This is a genomic window from Polaribacter sp. Q13, from assembly GCF_016858305.2.
Classification (GTDB): domain Bacteria; phylum Bacteroidota; class Bacteroidia; order Flavobacteriales; family Flavobacteriaceae; genus Polaribacter.
Window position 1 is genome coordinate 2,406,587 of sequence record NZ_CP074436.1, and the last position, 14,864, is coordinate 2,421,450.

The 14,864-nt window shown below is 29.7% G+C and carries 21 protein-coding genes; 10 read left to right on the forward strand and 11 right to left on the reverse strand.

Annotated features, from left to right (window positions below; genetic code table 11):
- The first annotated feature begins 1 nt into the window (after position 1).
- Positions 2–382: a DUF423 domain-containing protein gene (locus JOP69_RS10020; protein WP_203394302.1), complete on the forward strand. Its 381-nt coding sequence runs from the start codon at positions 2–4 to the stop codon at positions 380–382.
- A 53-nt stretch (positions 383–435) separates the two neighbouring features.
- Here JOP69_RS10020 and JOP69_RS10025 read toward each other — a convergent pair whose 3' ends face one another.
- From JOP69_RS10025 to JOP69_RS10035, 3 genes are read right to left on the reverse strand one after another with little or no spacing between them, the layout of a single operon-like run.
- The gene (locus tag JOP69_RS10025) at positions 436–987 is read right to left on the reverse strand and encodes a 5-formyltetrahydrofolate cyclo-ligase (RefSeq protein WP_203394301.1); all 552 of its coding nucleotides are present in this window, start codon (positions 985–987) and stop codon (positions 436–438) included.
- Positions 988–1,039: 52 nt separating this feature from the next.
- Positions 1,040–1,294 carry a DUF3781 domain-containing protein gene (locus JOP69_RS10030; RefSeq protein WP_203394300.1) on the reverse strand — a complete coding sequence of 85 codons (255 nt, stop codon included), beginning with the start codon at positions 1,292–1,294 and terminating at the stop codon, positions 1,040–1,042.
- On the reverse strand, positions 1,291–1,659 hold the full coding sequence (locus JOP69_RS10035; RefSeq protein ID WP_203394299.1) for an MmcQ/YjbR family DNA-binding protein: 369 nt from the start codon (positions 1,657–1,659) through the stop codon (positions 1,291–1,293). The genes JOP69_RS10030 and JOP69_RS10035 overlap by 4 nt, the downstream gene beginning before the upstream one ends.
- Positions 1,660–1,734: 75 nt before the next feature.
- Between JOP69_RS10035 and JOP69_RS10040 the strand changes: the two genes are divergently transcribed.
- On the forward strand, positions 1,735–2,718 hold the full coding sequence (locus tag JOP69_RS10040; RefSeq protein WP_203394298.1) for a CorA family divalent cation transporter: 984 nt from the start codon (positions 1,735–1,737) through the stop codon (positions 2,716–2,718).
- Between the two features lies 1 nt (position 2,719).
- Here the strand turns inward: JOP69_RS10040 and JOP69_RS10045 are convergent, their stop codons facing one another.
- The 5 genes from JOP69_RS10045 to ruvC form a co-directional block, all read right to left on the reverse strand.
- On the reverse strand, positions 2,720–2,959 hold the full coding sequence (locus tag JOP69_RS10045; RefSeq protein ID WP_203394297.1) for a hypothetical protein: 240 nt from the start codon (positions 2,957–2,959) through the stop codon (positions 2,720–2,722).
- Positions 2,960–2,987: 28 nt separating this feature from the next.
- The gene (locus JOP69_RS10050) at positions 2,988–3,737 is read right to left on the reverse strand and encodes a cyclase family protein (protein WP_203394296.1); all 750 of its coding nucleotides are present in this window, start codon (positions 3,735–3,737) and stop codon (positions 2,988–2,990) included.
- A 126-nt stretch (positions 3,738–3,863) separates the two neighbouring features.
- Positions 3,864–4,991, reverse strand: coding sequence for a radical SAM family heme chaperone HemW (gene hemW, locus JOP69_RS10055; protein WP_203394295.1), 1,128 nt, complete (start codon positions 4,989–4,991; stop codon positions 3,864–3,866).
- 36 nt (positions 4,992–5,027) lie between these two features.
- Positions 5,028–5,387, reverse strand: coding sequence for a four helix bundle protein (locus tag JOP69_RS10060; protein ID WP_203394294.1), 360 nt, complete (start codon positions 5,385–5,387; stop codon positions 5,028–5,030).
- 42 nt (positions 5,388–5,429) lie between these two features.
- Entirely contained in the window at positions 5,430–5,981 is a 552-nt protein-coding gene (gene ruvC / locus JOP69_RS10065) for a crossover junction endodeoxyribonuclease RuvC (RefSeq protein ID WP_203394293.1), read from the reverse strand.
- 106 nt (positions 5,982–6,087) lie between these two features.
- Here ruvC and JOP69_RS10070 point away from each other — a divergent pair, with 106 nt between their 5' ends.
- Positions 6,088–7,005 (forward strand): hypothetical protein, encoded by a 918-nt coding sequence (locus JOP69_RS10070; protein ID WP_252191103.1) that lies wholly within the window; start codon positions 6,088–6,090, stop codon positions 7,003–7,005.
- Complete coding sequence (locus JOP69_RS10075; RefSeq protein ID WP_203394291.1) at positions 7,002–8,111, forward strand: glycosyltransferase; 1,110 nt, start codon at positions 7,002–7,004, stop codon at positions 8,109–8,111. Before JOP69_RS10070 ends, JOP69_RS10075 begins: the two co-directional genes overlap by 4 nt.
- Before the next feature lie 163 nt (positions 8,112–8,274).
- Here JOP69_RS10075 and JOP69_RS18725 read toward each other — a convergent pair whose 3' ends face one another.
- The 3 genes from JOP69_RS18725 to JOP69_RS10085 are packed head-to-tail and all read right to left on the reverse strand — an operon-like array spanning position 8,275 to position 9,611.
- A complete protein-coding gene (locus JOP69_RS18725) occupies positions 8,275–8,406 on the reverse strand; it encodes a hypothetical protein (RefSeq protein WP_284041359.1) in 132 nt (43 codons plus the stop codon).
- Between the two features lie 21 nt (positions 8,407–8,427).
- The gene (gene mnmD / locus JOP69_RS10080; RefSeq protein WP_203394290.1) at positions 8,428–9,093 is read right to left on the reverse strand and encodes a tRNA (5-methylaminomethyl-2-thiouridine)(34)-methyltransferase MnmD; all 666 of its coding nucleotides are present in this window, start codon (positions 9,091–9,093) and stop codon (positions 8,428–8,430) included.
- Between the two features lie 5 nt (positions 9,094–9,098).
- Entirely contained in the window at positions 9,099–9,611 is a 513-nt protein-coding gene (locus tag JOP69_RS10085; RefSeq protein WP_203394289.1) for a DUF4920 domain-containing protein, read from the reverse strand.
- Positions 9,612–9,732: 121 nt separating this feature from the next.
- On the opposite strand from JOP69_RS10085, the gene JOP69_RS10090 reads away from it, so the two are divergent.
- The 6 genes from JOP69_RS10090 to pyrH all read left to right on the forward strand — a co-directional run bounded on the left by JOP69_RS10090 (position 9,733) and on the right by pyrH (position 14,850).
- Positions 9,733–10,788 (forward strand): branched-chain amino acid aminotransferase, encoded by a 1,056-nt coding sequence (locus JOP69_RS10090; RefSeq protein ID WP_203394288.1) that lies wholly within the window; start codon positions 9,733–9,735, stop codon positions 10,786–10,788.
- A gap of 411 nt (positions 10,789–11,199) precedes the next feature.
- Positions 11,200–11,655 carry a 50S ribosomal protein L13 gene (rplM, locus tag JOP69_RS10095; RefSeq protein ID WP_203394287.1) on the forward strand — a complete coding sequence of 152 codons (456 nt, stop codon included), beginning with the start codon at positions 11,200–11,202 and terminating at the stop codon, positions 11,653–11,655.
- Entirely contained in the window at positions 11,655–12,041 is a 387-nt protein-coding gene (gene rpsI / locus JOP69_RS10100) for a 30S ribosomal protein S9 (RefSeq protein WP_203394286.1), read from the forward strand. The genes rplM and rpsI overlap by 1 nt, the downstream gene beginning before the upstream one ends.
- A gap of 145 nt (positions 12,042–12,186) precedes the next feature.
- A complete protein-coding gene (gene rpsB / locus JOP69_RS10105) occupies positions 12,187–12,996 on the forward strand; it encodes a 30S ribosomal protein S2 (RefSeq protein WP_203394285.1) in 810 nt (269 codons plus the stop codon).
- A 24-nt stretch (positions 12,997–13,020) separates the two neighbouring features.
- A complete protein-coding gene (gene tsf / locus JOP69_RS10110; protein ID WP_203394284.1) occupies positions 13,021–13,992 on the forward strand; it encodes a translation elongation factor Ts in 972 nt (323 codons plus the stop codon).
- Positions 13,993–14,139: 147 nt separating this feature from the next.
- Positions 14,140–14,850: a UMP kinase gene (gene pyrH, locus JOP69_RS10115; RefSeq protein WP_203394283.1), complete on the forward strand. Its 711-nt coding sequence runs from the start codon at positions 14,140–14,142 to the stop codon at positions 14,848–14,850.
- Positions 14,851–14,864: the final 14 nt, after the last annotated feature.

Below are 14,864 nucleotides of genomic sequence, written 5' to 3' on the forward strand. Positions count from 1 at the left end.
TATGGATAAAATAGCATTAATTTCAGGAGCAATATTTGGATTAACAGCCGTAATATTTGGCGCATTTGGGGCTCATTTATTAAAGAAAAAATTATCAACAGACCAACTACAAAGTTTTGAAACTGGTGTAAAATACCAAATGTATCATGCCATTGTATTGCTCGTTTTAGGTTTTCAATTAAACCATAAACTTACCATTGACAACTACATCGTTTATACATTTATTATTGGAATCCTTTTATTTTCATTTTCTATTTATGGCTTGGTAATTTCATCTGCCAATAATAAAAAACTAAAATTTTTAGGTCCAATTACACCATTAGGAGGTTTATTCTTAATAATAGGTTGGGGTCTGCTAATCTATAAGTTTGTGCAATTATAACTAATTAAATAACTGCATTACAGAAATATATTAATGCTGTTATTTCTAAAAAACTATTGCTTTGGATACATTACTTTATCTAAAGCAATATCATATTTATCTACATCCTGAATGATATCGATTGGCTTAAAAAAGTTTAAACCCATTAATTTTACATCCTTTCTACAATTAGCTAAAAAACGATCATAATAACCCTTTCCGTAACCTACTCGGTAATTTTTTGTATCAGAAATTAACATGGGTACAAAAACTAAATCTAGCTCCTTTTCTAAAACTTCTTGTGCATTAATAGGTTCTGGAACGCCAAATTTATTCAGTTCTAATATGGTGTTTTCTTCTAAATAAAAATGAGATAAGGTATTGTCTTTAAAATTACATTTACTAACAACAACTCGTTTATTTTTATTTCTAAAATAGGCAATTAATGGTTTTGTATCTATTTCTTTAAACTTTTTTAAAGATAGAAATAAATGCACATTCTTAACTTTAGAGATATCCAAATCATAAACTTGTTGATAGATATTTTCTTGAAATTTCTGAATTTGATTTCCCGTTAAATCTTGGCGTTTTTGCTTATAACGAACTCTAAGGTCTTGCTTTTTCATGAATTAAAAATGTTTTAAATATATATCTTCCTAAAAAAAAGTGAAATACTTTTTATAATTTATCTACCGTGATTACGCTAAAAGTACTTGAATTAATGGTGATTTTTATATGATGTTCCTCGTTAGAAATATAAAAATTCTTTCCTTTTTTTATGTAATTTTCTAAAGGACTTTCTTCTAGTACTTTTTTGATGAGTGCCTCACTCTCCTCATTAGAAAAATTGCTTTTTAATTTTTTATTGATCCGTCCATAAACGAGTTTTGTATAGCAATGCTTTTTTACAATTTCATTTTTATTGATTATCATAAACTAGTCAGTTCTTCTTTTATTTTTTTAGTTAAACCACTCACCACCAAATCGTAAGAATGATCTATCAATTCTTTTGCCAAATCATCTGAAACATCACTAGAATTTAGTAAAACAGTATTCCAATGTTTTTTATTCATATGAAAACCTGCAGAAATACCTTCGTATTCTTCACGTAATTCTTCTGCTTTTTCTGGGTTACATTTTAAATTGACTTTAGCCTCACTTTTTTCCCAAGAAGTTAAACCTGTTAATAAAAACATTTTGTTCATCACTTTAAAAACCAACGTTACATCATCAAAAGGAAAATGTTCCGTAACTCCTTTTTTAGAAATACAATAATCTCTTAATTGTTCTATATGCATAAACTCTTTATTTTAAAATTGATATTATTACAATTTAAAAAGTATCTTTATAAACCAAATTTACAACTATTTTATATGGAGGAAAATGATTTTTTAGACAATACCAATGTAATTAAGTATTCTAGTAATACTTATGAAAAATCTGATTTTTCTGACATTTCTCAAATTAAATTAACACAAGGAACAGAAATTATAGAATGGGTAAATACCTATGGAATTCATTACGAAAACGAATGTAAAAAGGTAATTAGTCAGAATAATTTAGATGATTTTTTAATTAAATTATTGAGTGATTCAGACCATCCTAACAAAGTAATTATACTAGAAAATATCTTATTTTTAACTACACGCGTATTAATTACAACTGATAATAAGTTAGATTCTGAACAAATGATTTTTATAGTTTCGCCAGATTTTTTATGGTCTATTCAAGAAAGGTCTGGAGATTATTTTGGATGGATTCGAGAACGTCTGGAAGGTAATAAAGGTATTGTTAGAAAAAAGAATGCAGATTATTTACTCTTTTTAATCTTGGAATCTATTGTAGACAATTACCAAGACACTTATTTAGAAAATGCAGAATTAAGCTCAGACAAATTAAGTTCTTCGAATATAAAACCAACACCAGAATTTACATCATTGGTTGAAAAAAGGAAACAAGAATTATTCAATTTTAAAAAAGCAACACTTACCTTAAGAGACACTATTATAAAATTGGAAAAAGTACATATTGAAGGTTTTAACATAAAGTATTTTAGCGAATTAAAAGAACAATCCAATAATTTAATTTCTAATATAGATTTTGAACTACAAGAATTAGAAAGTAAAATAAACTTAATTTTCAGTATTCAAGGACATCGATTAAATGAGGTAATGAAAACCTTAACTATTTTATCCGTCGTTTTTATTCCTCTTACTTTTTTAGCAGGAATTTACGGAATGAACTTTGAAAATATCCCTGAGTTAAAATATGAATATAGCTACTTTATTTTATTAGCTGCAATGGTTGTAATCACCATTTTTTCTGTATGGTATTTTAAACGTAAAAAGTGGTTTTAGATTACCTTTCTTTTAAAAGGTCACAAATTACAACAATTAAGGCCATAGCACCAAATATCAACAAAAACCATTTCACCAAATTGATAGTTAAATAAATTCCAAAACCTTTACTAGAATCACTTTTCTGTAATGTATTTATAATTGAATTTATCTTATTAGAATGTTCCAATAGAAAATAGAAAACCAATGACAGTAATGACAATCCTAAAACCTTAACAAGTTTTAAATTAACTTTTTTCATTTAAAAACTTCTCAACATATATCTAAATCTACTTTATAATTTTATACAAAATTGGCTTACTTGGAGTAGCATCATTTTCAAAAGGTGCAATCATTAAATTTAATAAATACTCACCATCAGCAACATCATTTGGTACAAAAATAAATTCTGTAATGGTTGCATGCATTCTTAATTTCCCTGAAGTATTCCAAAATATGTTATGAACTTCTAATTTACCATCATCTTTTTCTTTATCTACCGAAGGCAAATCGATTAACAAATGTCTAATCCCTTTTTCTACTAAATAACTAGCCGCTTCATTAGATAAATACGCCGGATTGGTATTAAAATATCTCGTTTCTTTTTTGTCTGATAAATTTGGTAAAGTTCTAATTACAATAGCGTCTCTCTTTTTATTTCTTAACGCTGTTTTTAACTGTTTTTCAGAAATCACAAAATCACTTCCTATTTTTTCAGGAGCAACCGTAACCAATTCTGCCACAAAGAAATAATGTTTTAAATTCTGATTCACAGAATGCACTTTTTTGGTAATATGACCAACACATTCTGTATGTGTAATATGAGAATGTGGGTTAAATTGAATATTATTAAAATTAACCACTGCACCATTAGCCACACTAACTTCGTAACCATCAAAAGATGCTGGTCCTATTTTAGGGTCTTCAATTCCCCAAGCATTTATATTATTTTTTGTAACATCTATAGGAATAGAAATATCTATAGGTTCCGATACATTTATCTCTATTTTTCTTGAATTGTATTCTATAACCGCTTTCATATTTGCCTTACTTATTTCAGTAAATTTTAGTTTTTACCACAGACTCAAATATAAGTTTTTAAATTTGTTTTCTCTATTTTTAGGTTGTTCAATCTTTATATTTAACAACAATTAACAGCCCTAAAACTAGTTGACCATAAATAAATCTGAAGAAATACCATCTGATAAAAACTTTCCTTTTTCTGTGGTCCTTAAAATTCTATTTTCGATGATTAACAGTTCTTGTTCTAAATATTTTTCGGCTTGTTTTTTAAGATACCATAGATGTTTTTCTCCAAAATCCTTTTCAATCTTTTCTAAGGAAACACCCCAAATGGTTCGTAAACCTGTCATAATATACTCATTATAACCATCTGTTTTTGTTAAAGTCTCTCTTTCTATAGGAAGTGTATTTTCTTGAATAGCTTTTATATATATTGCATTATTTCTCACATTCCAACTTCGTTGGATACCATTAAAGGAATGTGCAGAAGGCCCAATACCTAAATACGATTTTCCTAACCAATAAGAAGAATTATTTTGACTAAAAAAACCTTCTTTACCAAAGTTAGACAACTCATAATGCACAAAATCTACCTTTTTTAATTCTTCTATTAAAATATGGAATTGCTCCTCTGCTTTTTCATCATCAACATTTTTAATTTTCCCTTTTTTTATCAACGTCGCTAATGCCGTTTTTGGCTCTACCGTTAACGCATAACTAGATATATGAGGAATTCCAAAACTCAATGCAGTTTGTATATTATCTCTCCATTCCTCATTTGTACAATCTGGAATTCCGTAAATTAAATCGACAGAAATATTACTAAAGTGGCGAATCGCTATAGATAGGCAGTTTTTTGCTTCCGACGAATTATGCGCACGATTCATCAGTTTTAAATCTTTCTCAAAAAAAGATTGCACTCCAATACTTAATCTATTGATGGGAGTTTTAGAAAGCTCTATTATTTTTTCTTCAGATAAATCATCTGGATTTGCCTCTAACGTAATTTCTGGATTCTCAACAACCGTATGATTTTGATAAACAGCATCAATCAATAATTGAATTTCATCTGTATTTAAAACAGAGGGCGTGCCACCACCAAAATAAATAGTTTCTATAACGGTGTTTTCTAACTCATCTTTTCTAATTTCTATCTCTTTTACAAGTGATGAAATCATATCCTCTTTCTTCTTTAAAGAAGTAGAAAAATGAAAATCGCAATAAAAACATGCTTGTTTACAAAATGGTATGTGAATGTAGATTCCTGCCAAAATAAATTATCAATTATCGGTTATCAATTATCGCAACTACTTGTTTATTCTTCTAGTTTTTAAAATAGAGAATAAAATTCTTCCTATTTCATCTGCCTTTTCAAAAAGGTCATTAAAACTGTCTATATCTAAATCTCCACTATCTTTTAACAAGTGCAACCAATATTTAGTTTCTAAACATTCTTTATAAGCAATAGACATTTTAGCCGAAAAATCTGCTTTTGAAATTGCACCATTAGCTTCAATTATATTTGCTCCTACAGAAGTTCCACTTCTTAAAATTTGTTTTGACAAAACATACTCTTTATTTTCTTTTATTAACCTTTTACTCAATTTAACAATTAATAAAGCCAAATCATAACTTTTGTTCTGTAATGGATTATTTTTCAACTTCATATTATTGATAATTGTTTATTGTTAAATGACAATTAAAAAAAATTATTTGATTTTTTTAGGATTCTGTTTCACAAAACTAGCCCAACCTGTATAATTTTTCCCTCCAACTACTTTCCCTGAATTATAGAAATGACAAACTGCAGCGGCTAAACCATCTGTTGCATCTAAGTTTTTTGGCAATGTTTTTAAGTTTAAAAGAGATTTTAACATCAAAGCAACTTGTTCTTTACTGGCACTTCCGCTTCCGGTAACCGCCATTTTTATTTTCTTTGGTAAATATTCTGTAATCGGAATTTCTCTAGATAAACCTGCTGCCATGGCAACTCCTTGCGCCCTCCCTAACTTTAACATAGACTGCACATTCTTCCCAAAAAAAGGTGCTTCAATAGCAATTTCATCTGGGTGATAAGTATCAATTAGTTCAATTGTTCGTTCAAAAATGAGTTTTAATTTCAGATAATGGTCGTCGTATTTTTTTAACATTAATTCATTCATTTGAATAAATTCCATCTTTTTACCAACAACTTTTATCAATCCAAAACCCATAATAGTGGTTCCTGGATCAATGCCTAAAATAATTTTTTCTATCGCCAAAGTGGTAGATTGTTTTTGTATACATCATCAAATATACTGATGATTATTTGTTACTTTGCAAACCATGTATAATTCGCTTTCATACAAATCTAAACAATTCTTTTGGTTGATAATAAAACTATCGATTGTAATTGGTTGCGGATATTTTATTTACACAAAACTGATTGATAATGAACAACTAAAATTTTCTGTTTTTTATGATAATTTAGTTAAAAATGAAGTTTTTTCAATCAAAAACCTCTTATTTCTGCTACTTTTTACATTTTTAAACTGGCTTTTAGAAATTATAAAATGGAAATCTCTTGTCGGTTTTGTAAAACAAATTTCATTTTTTGAGGCTACAAAGCAATCCTTAGCTTCTTTAACAACTTCTTTAATTACACCCAATAGAATTGGAGAATACGGAGCAAAAGCACTGTATTTTAACAAGAACCATAGAAAGCAAATATTAGGTTTAAATTTAGTAGGAAACTTTTATCAGATGTTTATGACCCTATTTTTTGGCTGTATAGGTTTCAGTTATTTTGTGTTTTATCATAGGATTGAAATTGATTTTTATGGTACCTTAAAAGTTTTACTCATTGGAATCAGTATAATTTCTATTCTATTTTTGGTACTAAAAAAAATAAATGTTAAGGGATTCACTTTTGATAAAGCCAGTAATTTTATCAAGAAAATTCCGTTAAATTTAAACGTAAAAGTAGGTGTTTTATCAATGCTTCGGTTTGTATTTTTCTCGCATCAGTTTTACTTTTTATTACTCATTTTTAAAGTTGATATTTCTTATATAGACGCTATTTCTGCCATTACTTCTATCTATTTAATTGCTTCTATAATACCAATGTTATCTTTATTTGATGTTGTTTTAAAAGGATCTGTAGCTATTTGGGTATTTTCTTTTTTCAATATAGAACCTCTTATCATTTTATCTACAACCACCTTAATGTGGATTTTAAATTTTGTATTACCTGCAATTATTGGCAGTTATTTTGTGTTAACTTTTAAACCTAGTTTTGCAAAATGATTTGGTTGCTCATTTTTATAGTTACTTTTTATGCTATTCTAATTGTTTGGTTGGCAGTTGGATTTAAAAAGGTTGATACATTTAAGGAAATAGTAACAGTAAATAAAACCTCATTTTCAGTAATTATTCCTTTTAGAAATGAAGTTGAAAACCTACCTATTTTATTAAAATCAATCGCAGAGTTAAACTACCCAAAAGAATTGGTAGAATTTATTTTGGTTGATGATGCTTCTACAGATAATTCGGTTGAAATAATTAATAAGTTTATACAGAAACCTCAAAGGTTTTCTGTCTTAAAAAATATAAGAACTTCTAACTCTCCAAAAAAAGACGCTATTACAACCGCAATTTCGGTCGCAAAATACAACTGGATTGTTACTACGGATGCAGATTGTATTTTACCTGAAAATTGGTTACAAAGCATAGATAGCTTTATTCAAAACACAAACCCCAAAATGGTAGTTGCTCCTGTTAATTATAAAGCTAAAAACAACTTTTTAGAGCAGTTTCAATTATTAGATTTTATGAGCATGCAAGGAACTACTATTGGTGGTTTTGGTATGGGTTTTCCTTTTTTATGTAACGGAGCAAACTTAGCTTATAAAAAAGAAGATTTTATACTACTTAATGGCTTTAATGGCAATAACAATATTGCCAGCGGAGATGATATTTTTCTATTTGAAAAGTTTATAAAAGCTGATAAAAAAAGTGTTGGTTATTTAAAATCTTCTGACGCCATTGTAACTACGTTCCCTGTAAAAACTTGGATTGACTTAATAAACCAAAGAACAAGATGGGCTGCAAAGACAGGTAATTTTAGTTCTTTAAAGGTAAAATTAATTGGTTTGTTAGTTTTACTTACCAACTTTGTTGTTGTTTATTATTTATTGTTTGGAAGCCTAAAAATGCTTTTTATTCCCTTTGTGTTAAAAATAATTATTGATTTGTTTTTATTCTTGCCAACAATTCAGTTTTTTAAGATAAAAAGTAATTTTTATAAATGGTACATTTTTGCTAGTTTTTTATATCCCTTTTTTAGCCTTCTTGTTATTTTCAAATCGCTCTTTTTTAAATATCATTGGAAAGGAAGACGTTTTAAAAAATAATTTCTATTTCAGGTAAATGAATTTAGAGTGCAAACAAGTTTAGCCCTGATTGAACCTTTCGACTTCGCTCAAGACAGGCTATTTGTTTGAGCTCTTTTTTATCCTTTTTCAGGATAAAAAAAGCGAGCAGTGAAAGCAGGAAATAGCTGCTAAAAAATTGTATCTAAAACAAAGCATTCATAATATCTTCTGCTTTAAACCAAAGGATTAAAACGAAGGCTAAAACCACAATTAAAAAAAGTCCTTTTGTTGGTTTGGTTTGCTTTTGCCTTCCAAATTTTCTTTTAAATTGCATTTGAAAATAAATTTTAAGTGGTTAGTTTTTATTGGTAATTTTTGTTGCTCTTAGCATTTCTCTTTTTCCAGGAGGTCCTGGCAAACGCTCTACAACAAACCCGACTTCTTGCATAGCTCTTCTAACACTTCCTTTTGCAGAATAGGTTACTAAAATTCCGTTTTCTTTTAGTGAGTCATACATTTTCTGAAAAATCTCTACCGTCCATAATTGCGGTTGTACACGAGCACCAAAAGCATCAAAATAAATTAAGTTAAAGGCGTCTTTATCTTCAATATCTTCAAAGAATTGTTTTCTTTTGGTTAATGAAAATGTGTCTGAAATTTGATGTTTTTCTTCCCAAGAAACGGTATGCATTTTTTTAAAGGTTTCACTTTCCTTTTCTGCCTCTAAGACAGCTATAAAATTCATTTTTTCTACTTCTTCTGGCGTAACAGGATACGCTTCTACACCAACATAATCGATGTCTTTTCTAGCTTCTAAATAGGTAATAAAACAATTTAAACCTGTACCAAAACCAATTTCTAAAATAGCAACCTTGTCTTCTGTAACTTGGCTTAATCCGCTGTTTATAAAAACATGATAGGTTTCATTAATAGACCCGTTTTTAGAATGATATTGCTCATTCCAATCTGGTAAATGAATGGTAGATGAACCATCTGAAGTTATTAAAATTTCTCTTTTCAAAATATTTAGATTGATTTTTTTATTAAAACACCATCTGCCTCAAAAGTAAATTCTTTTTTAGGTTGGGTAATTTTTGCTATTTCTTCTTTACTTTTTCCTGCATCTTCTGCATAATGCTGTAATTCTTTAACAGAAGTTTCTTGTACAAATGCTTTACCATTTAAAACCACTTCTCTTCCTTTAGCATCTAATGGCATAAAAAAACCGTAGTCTTTAAAACGTACCATAGTTTCTGCTTCTTTATCTAAAGGCAACTTCATCCAACATCCTTTCTTAGAACAAACTTCTTTAATGGTAGAACCAAATTTTACATTAATTGTATCACCAGTTTTCATGGTTTTAAATTTAGCTAGTAATTGTTCTGAACTAATTGCATTGTCTAAATCTATTTTGGTGCCAAAAGAATCATAATTAACTTCTTGTTTTTGTTCTGCTATTTTATTCGCTGGTTTTTTTCCGTCTTTACACGCCGTAAATACAAACAAAATAACTAAAAAAAATTGTATCAAATATTTCATAAATTCAAAATTAATTGTGAATTCAACAAAAGTACATATTATAATGAGCAAAAGCAATGATTAGTTATATTGTCCGATGAATATTTTATGTACATTTGTGTTTCAATTCAATTAAAATAGAATGAAATCTAATATAGAAATTCAACGTATAGAAAAATCGAAGATCGATTCTGTAGATTTTAATAATCTACCATTTGGTAGTGTATATTCTGACCACATGTTAGAATGTGATTTTATAAATGGCGAATGGCAAACACCAGTTATTAAACCATATGCTCCCATATCTTTAGATCCGTCAGCAAAGATTTTCCATTATGGACAATCCATTTTTGAAGGCATGAAAGCTTACAAAGATGCAGAAGGAAACACCATGTTATTTAGACCTTTAGAGAACTGTAAGCGTTTAAATAAATCCGCAGAACGTTTGGTCATTCCAAATATTCCAGAAGACATTTTTATGGATGGTTTAAAGAAATTATTAGAAGTTGATAATAAATGGATACCAACAAACGAAGGTAGCTCTCTATATATTAGACCTTTTATGTTTGCTTCTGGAATAGGATTTCATGCGTCACCTGCTGATGCTTACAAATTTATAATTTGTACAGCTCCTTCTGGTGCGTACTTTTCTGGTAAAGTAAAGGTTTTAATTGAAGAAAAATATGCTCGTGCAGCAAATGGAGGTGTTGGTTTTGCAAAAGCTGGAGGTAATTATGCCGCACAGTTTTACCCTACACAATTAGCTATAGACAAAGGTTATAATCAAGTAATTTGGACGGATGACAATACGCACGAATATATTGAAGAAGCTGGCGCGATGAATATTTTTATCAGAATAAATGACACTTTAATTACAAGTCCTACTAGCGATAGAATTTTAAATGGAATTACACGTAAAAGTGTTATTCAAATTGCTGAAGACATGAATATTGATGTTGAAGTTAGAAAAATTACTGTTTCTGAAGTAATTGCCGCAGCGCAAAGTGGTCGTTTAAAAGAAATGTTTGGAGCAGGAACTGCTGCTGTTATTTCTCCAATTTCTACTTTTGGTTACCAAGGTACCGATTATGATTTACCTGAATTAGAGACTTCTTTTGCAGAAACTCTAAAAAAGGCTATTACAGATATTCAAACAAACAAAGCGAAAGATCCTTACGGATGGAGAGTGATGATTTAGTAAACAGTTGGCCATTAGTACCAATTTAAACTTAAAAACAGAAAACACCAAAGCATCAATTAATTTTGATGCTTTTTTTTATCCATCAATACTACGCTTAAACTATTAATACTTCATACCAATATTTGCTTTTTCCATCTTCTTTACACGTCAAAAAAAAAGAAAATTTAGAGAGAGAAAAATTCAAAAGGAACAGGTTTTAAAGGAACAATTAAAGAGGACAATTACAAACTTTAAAACCAATTACTTAGCTTTTATATTATCAAAAAAACTAAAACTTATTTTAGTAAGATATAACAATCTTAAAATAAATCTAAAGCACTATTTGTCAATCAAATAAAATACAGTACATTTGCACTCCTTTTTTAAGGAAAATTAAATTATTAATAAACAAAAACTAATAGTGTAATTATGAACACATTAAGTTACAAAACAGTATCAGCAAACAGCGCTACCGTAAACAAGGAGTGGGTTTTAGTTGATGCAGACGGGCAAACGTTGGGTCGTCTAGCTTCTAAAGTAGCAAAGCTAATTAGAGGTAAAAACAAACCAAATTTTACTCCTCACGTAGATTGTGGAGATAACGTGGTTATCATCAACGCAGAAAAAATTGTTTTAACTGGTAACAAATGGAGAGACAAATCTTACATTCGTCACACAGGGTATCCAGGAGGACAAAGATCGTTAACTGCAACAGAAATGTTTGAGAAAGATCCTACAAGATTAATCGAAAAAGCAGTAAAAGGAATGTTACCTAAAAATATTTTAGGAGCAGCACTTTACAGAAACTTGTATGTATATGCAGGTACAGAGCACAAACACGCAGGTCAAGCACCTAAAGCTATTAACCTTAACGATCTTAAATAATGGATATAGTACATAAAATCGGTAGAAGAAAAACAGCTGTTGCTCGTATTTACCTTTCTGAAGGAACAGGAAACATTACAGTAAACAAAAAAGATTACAAAAGCTACTTTACTACTGGAACTTTACAGTATAAAGTACAACAACCTTTAATGTTAACAGAAAACTTAGAATCTTATGATATCAAAGTTAATGTTTACGGTGGTGGTGTAACAGGACAAGCAGAAGCTATTCGTTTAGCAATTACAAGAGCTTTAGTTCATATTGATGCAGAGCACAGGTTAGTATTGAAACCAGAAGGTTTATTAACTCGTGATCCAAGAATGGTTGAACGTAAGAAATTCGGTCAGAAAAAAGCACGTAAAAAATTCCAATTCTCGAAACGTTAATATTATTCAGAATTTATTCTGGACTATATTATATCGAGAACTGTTATTATATTTTAATATTAAACAGTTTAGCATCTAAATAGTTAGGACTCGAAAGACTACCTAACTATTGATTTCAAAACAGAAAGTAAACACATTTAAGAAAATGGCAAACGTAAACATTCAAGAATTATTAGATAGTGGTGTACACTTTGGACACTTAACTAGAAAATGGAACCCAAACATGGCTCCATACATTTATACAGAACGTAATGGTGTACACATCATCGATTTGTATAAAACAGCAGCAAAAATAGAAGAAACTTCAGAAGCTTTAAAAAAGATCGCTAACTCTGGACGTAAAATTTTATTTGTAGCTACTAAAAAGCAAGCAAAAGATATTGTTGCAGAAAAAGCAAAAGCAGTAAACATGCCTTTCATTACAGAAAGATGGCCAGGTGGTATGTTAACTAACTTTGTAACTATTAGAAAAGCTGTTAAGAAAATGGCTCATATTGATAGAATGAAGTTAGATGGTTCTTTTGATGCATTATCTAAAAGAGAAAAATTACAAATCAATCGTCAGAGAGAAAAATTAGAAAAGAATTTAGGTTCTATTTCTGATATGACTCGTTTACCTGGTGCATTATTTGTAGTAGATATTAAAAAAGAGCACATTGCTGTAGCAGAAGCTCAAAAATTAAGCATTCCAATTTTTGCAATGGTTGATACAAACTCTGATCCTAGATTAGTAGATTTTATCATTCCAGCAAATGATGATGCTTCTAAGTCTATAGACAAAGTATTATCTTTTGTAACTGATGCAATTGCAGAAGGTTTATCAGATAGAAAAGCAGACAAAGAGAAAGTAAAAGAAACTAAAGAAGTTGCAGCTCCAAAGGCAGAAAAAGCAGCTCCTGTAGTTGAAGAAGCGAAAGCTGAAGTTACTGAAACTCCTGCTGAAGAAAAAAAATAAGTATAACTTAAAAATATAAATAACATGGAAACAGTAAAGATTAGTGCTGCTGATGTTAAAAAATTAAGAGAAGCAACTGGAGCTGGAATGATGGACTGTAAAAAGGCATTAGTAGAGTCTGTTGGTGATTTTGATAAAGCAATTGATATTTTACGTAAAAAAGGTCAAAAAATTGCTGCAAAAAGAGCAGATAGAGAATCTAGCGAAGGTGTTGCAGTAACTAAAATCAATGCTGATAATACTGCTGGTGTAGCAATTGTATTAGCTTGTGAAACTGATTTTGTTGGTAAAAACGATGCTTTTGTAGCTTTAGGAGCTCAATTTGCTGAAATCGCATTAAACTGCGTAGATAAAGAAGCTTTTTTAGCTGCTGATTTTGGTGGAATGACTGTTGCTGATAAATTAATTGAGCAAACTGGTGTTATTGGAGAAAAGTTAGAGATAACAGCTTTTGAGAAAATCGAAGCTGCTTATGTTGGTGCTTATACTCACATTGGTAAAATTGCTGCTTTAGTTGGTTTAACTGCTGCTGTAGATAATGCAGATGTTTTATCTAAAGACGTAGCTATGCAAGTAGCTTCTATGGGTGCAACATCTCTATCTTACAAAGATTTTGATCCTGCATTTGTTGCTGCTGAAACAGAAGCAAGAATTGCTGTGATTGAAAAAGATAATATTGAATTAGGAAGATTAGGAAAAACGTTGAAAAACGTTCCTCAATTTATTTCTATGTCTCAATTATCTGAAGAAGTTTTAGCAAAAGCTGAAGAAGCTGCAAAAGCAGAATTAGCTGCAGAAGGAAAACCAGAAAAAATCTGGGATAGAATTTTACCTGGAAAAATGGAAAGATTCATTTCTGATAACACAACTTTAGATTTAGAGCAATGTCTTTTAGACCAAGCTTTTATTAAAGATGAAAAGAAAAATGTTGCACAATATGTTAAAACATATGGTGATGTTGAAGTAAGTGGATTCAAAAGAGTTACTTTAGGATAAACATTTATCTAATATTCTTGTGAAGACAAGAATTTAAATATTTAAAACCTCGCATTCTATAATTTTAGAATTGCGAGGTTTTTTTGTATCTCAAAAAAACAAAACTCAAAAAAAAAGCTTAATTTTGCACAACTTTCAAAATAAACTATGCAATACAAAAGAATTCTTTTAAAATTAAGTGGAGAAGCTTTAATGGGCGACAGACAATACGGAATTGATCCTAAACGTTTAGCTGAATACGCAAAAGAAATTAAAGAAGTAGTACAAAAAGGAATAGAAGTTGCCATTGTAATTGGCGGTGGAAATATCTTTAGAGGTGTTGCTGGTGCTGCAAATGGTATGGATCGCGTACAAGGAGACCACATGGGTATGTTAGCAACCTGTATTAACGGCTTAGCCTTGCAAAGTGCCTTAGAAGATGAAGATGTTCATACGCGTTTGCAAACAGCTTTAGAAATTAAAGAAGTTGCAGAACCTTATATTAAAAGAAAAGCAATTCGTCACTTAGAAAAAGGAAGAGTTGTAATCTTTGGAGCCGGAACAGGAAACCCATACTTTACAACAGATACAGCTGCAGTTCTTAGAGCTATAGAAATAGACGCAGATGCTATCTTAAAAGGAACCCGTGTAGACGGAATCTATGATGTAGATCCAGAAAAAAATAAAGATGCTATCAAATTTGAAAATATTACATTTAAAGATGTCATTAAAAAAGGCCTTAAAGTAATGGATATGACAGCATTTACATTAAGTGAAGAAAATAAATTACCAATAATTGTTTTTGATATGAATACATACGGAAACCTATTAAAATTAGTTTCTGGTGAAAAAATTGGTACGATAGTTAATACTCAATAATAGCATTTTTTAAA

Coding starts and splice junctions, on each gene's coding strand:
- tsf (WP_203394284.1), top strand. CDS start 13,021: ATGGAAACAGTAAAGATTAGTGCTGCTGATGTTAAAAAATTAAGAGAA.
- JOP69_RS10030 (WP_203394300.1), bottom strand. CDS start 1,294: ATGATAATCAATAAAAATGAAATTGTAAAAAAGCATTGCTATACAAAA.
- JOP69_RS10020 (WP_203394302.1), top strand. CDS start 2: ATGGATAAAATAGCATTAATTTCAGGAGCAATATTTGGATTAACAGCC.
- rpsB (WP_203394285.1), top strand. CDS start 12,187: ATGGCAAACGTAAACATTCAAGAATTATTAGATAGTGGTGTACACTTT.
- pyrH (WP_203394283.1), top strand. CDS start 14,140: ATGCAATACAAAAGAATTCTTTTAAAATTAAGTGGAGAAGCTTTAATG.
- JOP69_RS10040 (WP_203394298.1), top strand. CDS start 1,735: ATGGAGGAAAATGATTTTTTAGACAATACCAATGTAATTAAGTATTCT.
- JOP69_RS10025 (WP_203394301.1), bottom strand. CDS start 987: ATGAAAAAGCAAGACCTTAGAGTTCGTTATAAGCAAAAACGCCAAGAT.
- JOP69_RS10035 (WP_203394299.1), bottom strand. CDS start 1,659: ATGCATATAGAACAATTAAGAGATTATTGTATTTCTAAAAAAGGAGTT.
- rpsI (WP_203394286.1), top strand. CDS start 11,655: ATGGATATAGTACATAAAATCGGTAGAAGAAAAACAGCTGTTGCTCGT.
- JOP69_RS18725 (WP_284041359.1), bottom strand. CDS start 8,406: ATGCAATTTAAAAGAAAATTTGGAAGGCAAAAGCAAACCAAACCAACA.
- rplM (WP_203394287.1), top strand. CDS start 11,200: ATGAACACATTAAGTTACAAAACAGTATCAGCAAACAGCGCTACCGTA.
- JOP69_RS10085 (WP_203394289.1), bottom strand. CDS start 9,611: ATGAAATATTTGATACAATTTTTTTTAGTTATTTTGTTTGTATTTACG.
- JOP69_RS10090 (WP_203394288.1), top strand. CDS start 9,733: ATGAAATCTAATATAGAAATTCAACGTATAGAAAAATCGAAGATCGAT.
- JOP69_RS10045 (WP_203394297.1), bottom strand. CDS start 2,959: ATGAAAAAAGTTAATTTAAAACTTGTTAAGGTTTTAGGATTGTCATTA.
- JOP69_RS10075 (WP_203394291.1), top strand. CDS start 7,002: ATGATTTGGTTGCTCATTTTTATAGTTACTTTTTATGCTATTCTAATT.
- JOP69_RS10060 (WP_203394294.1), bottom strand. CDS start 5,387: ATGAAGTTGAAAAATAATCCATTACAGAACAAAAGTTATGATTTGGCT.
- JOP69_RS10050 (WP_203394296.1), bottom strand. CDS start 3,737: ATGAAAGCGGTTATAGAATACAATTCAAGAAAAATAGAGATAAATGTA.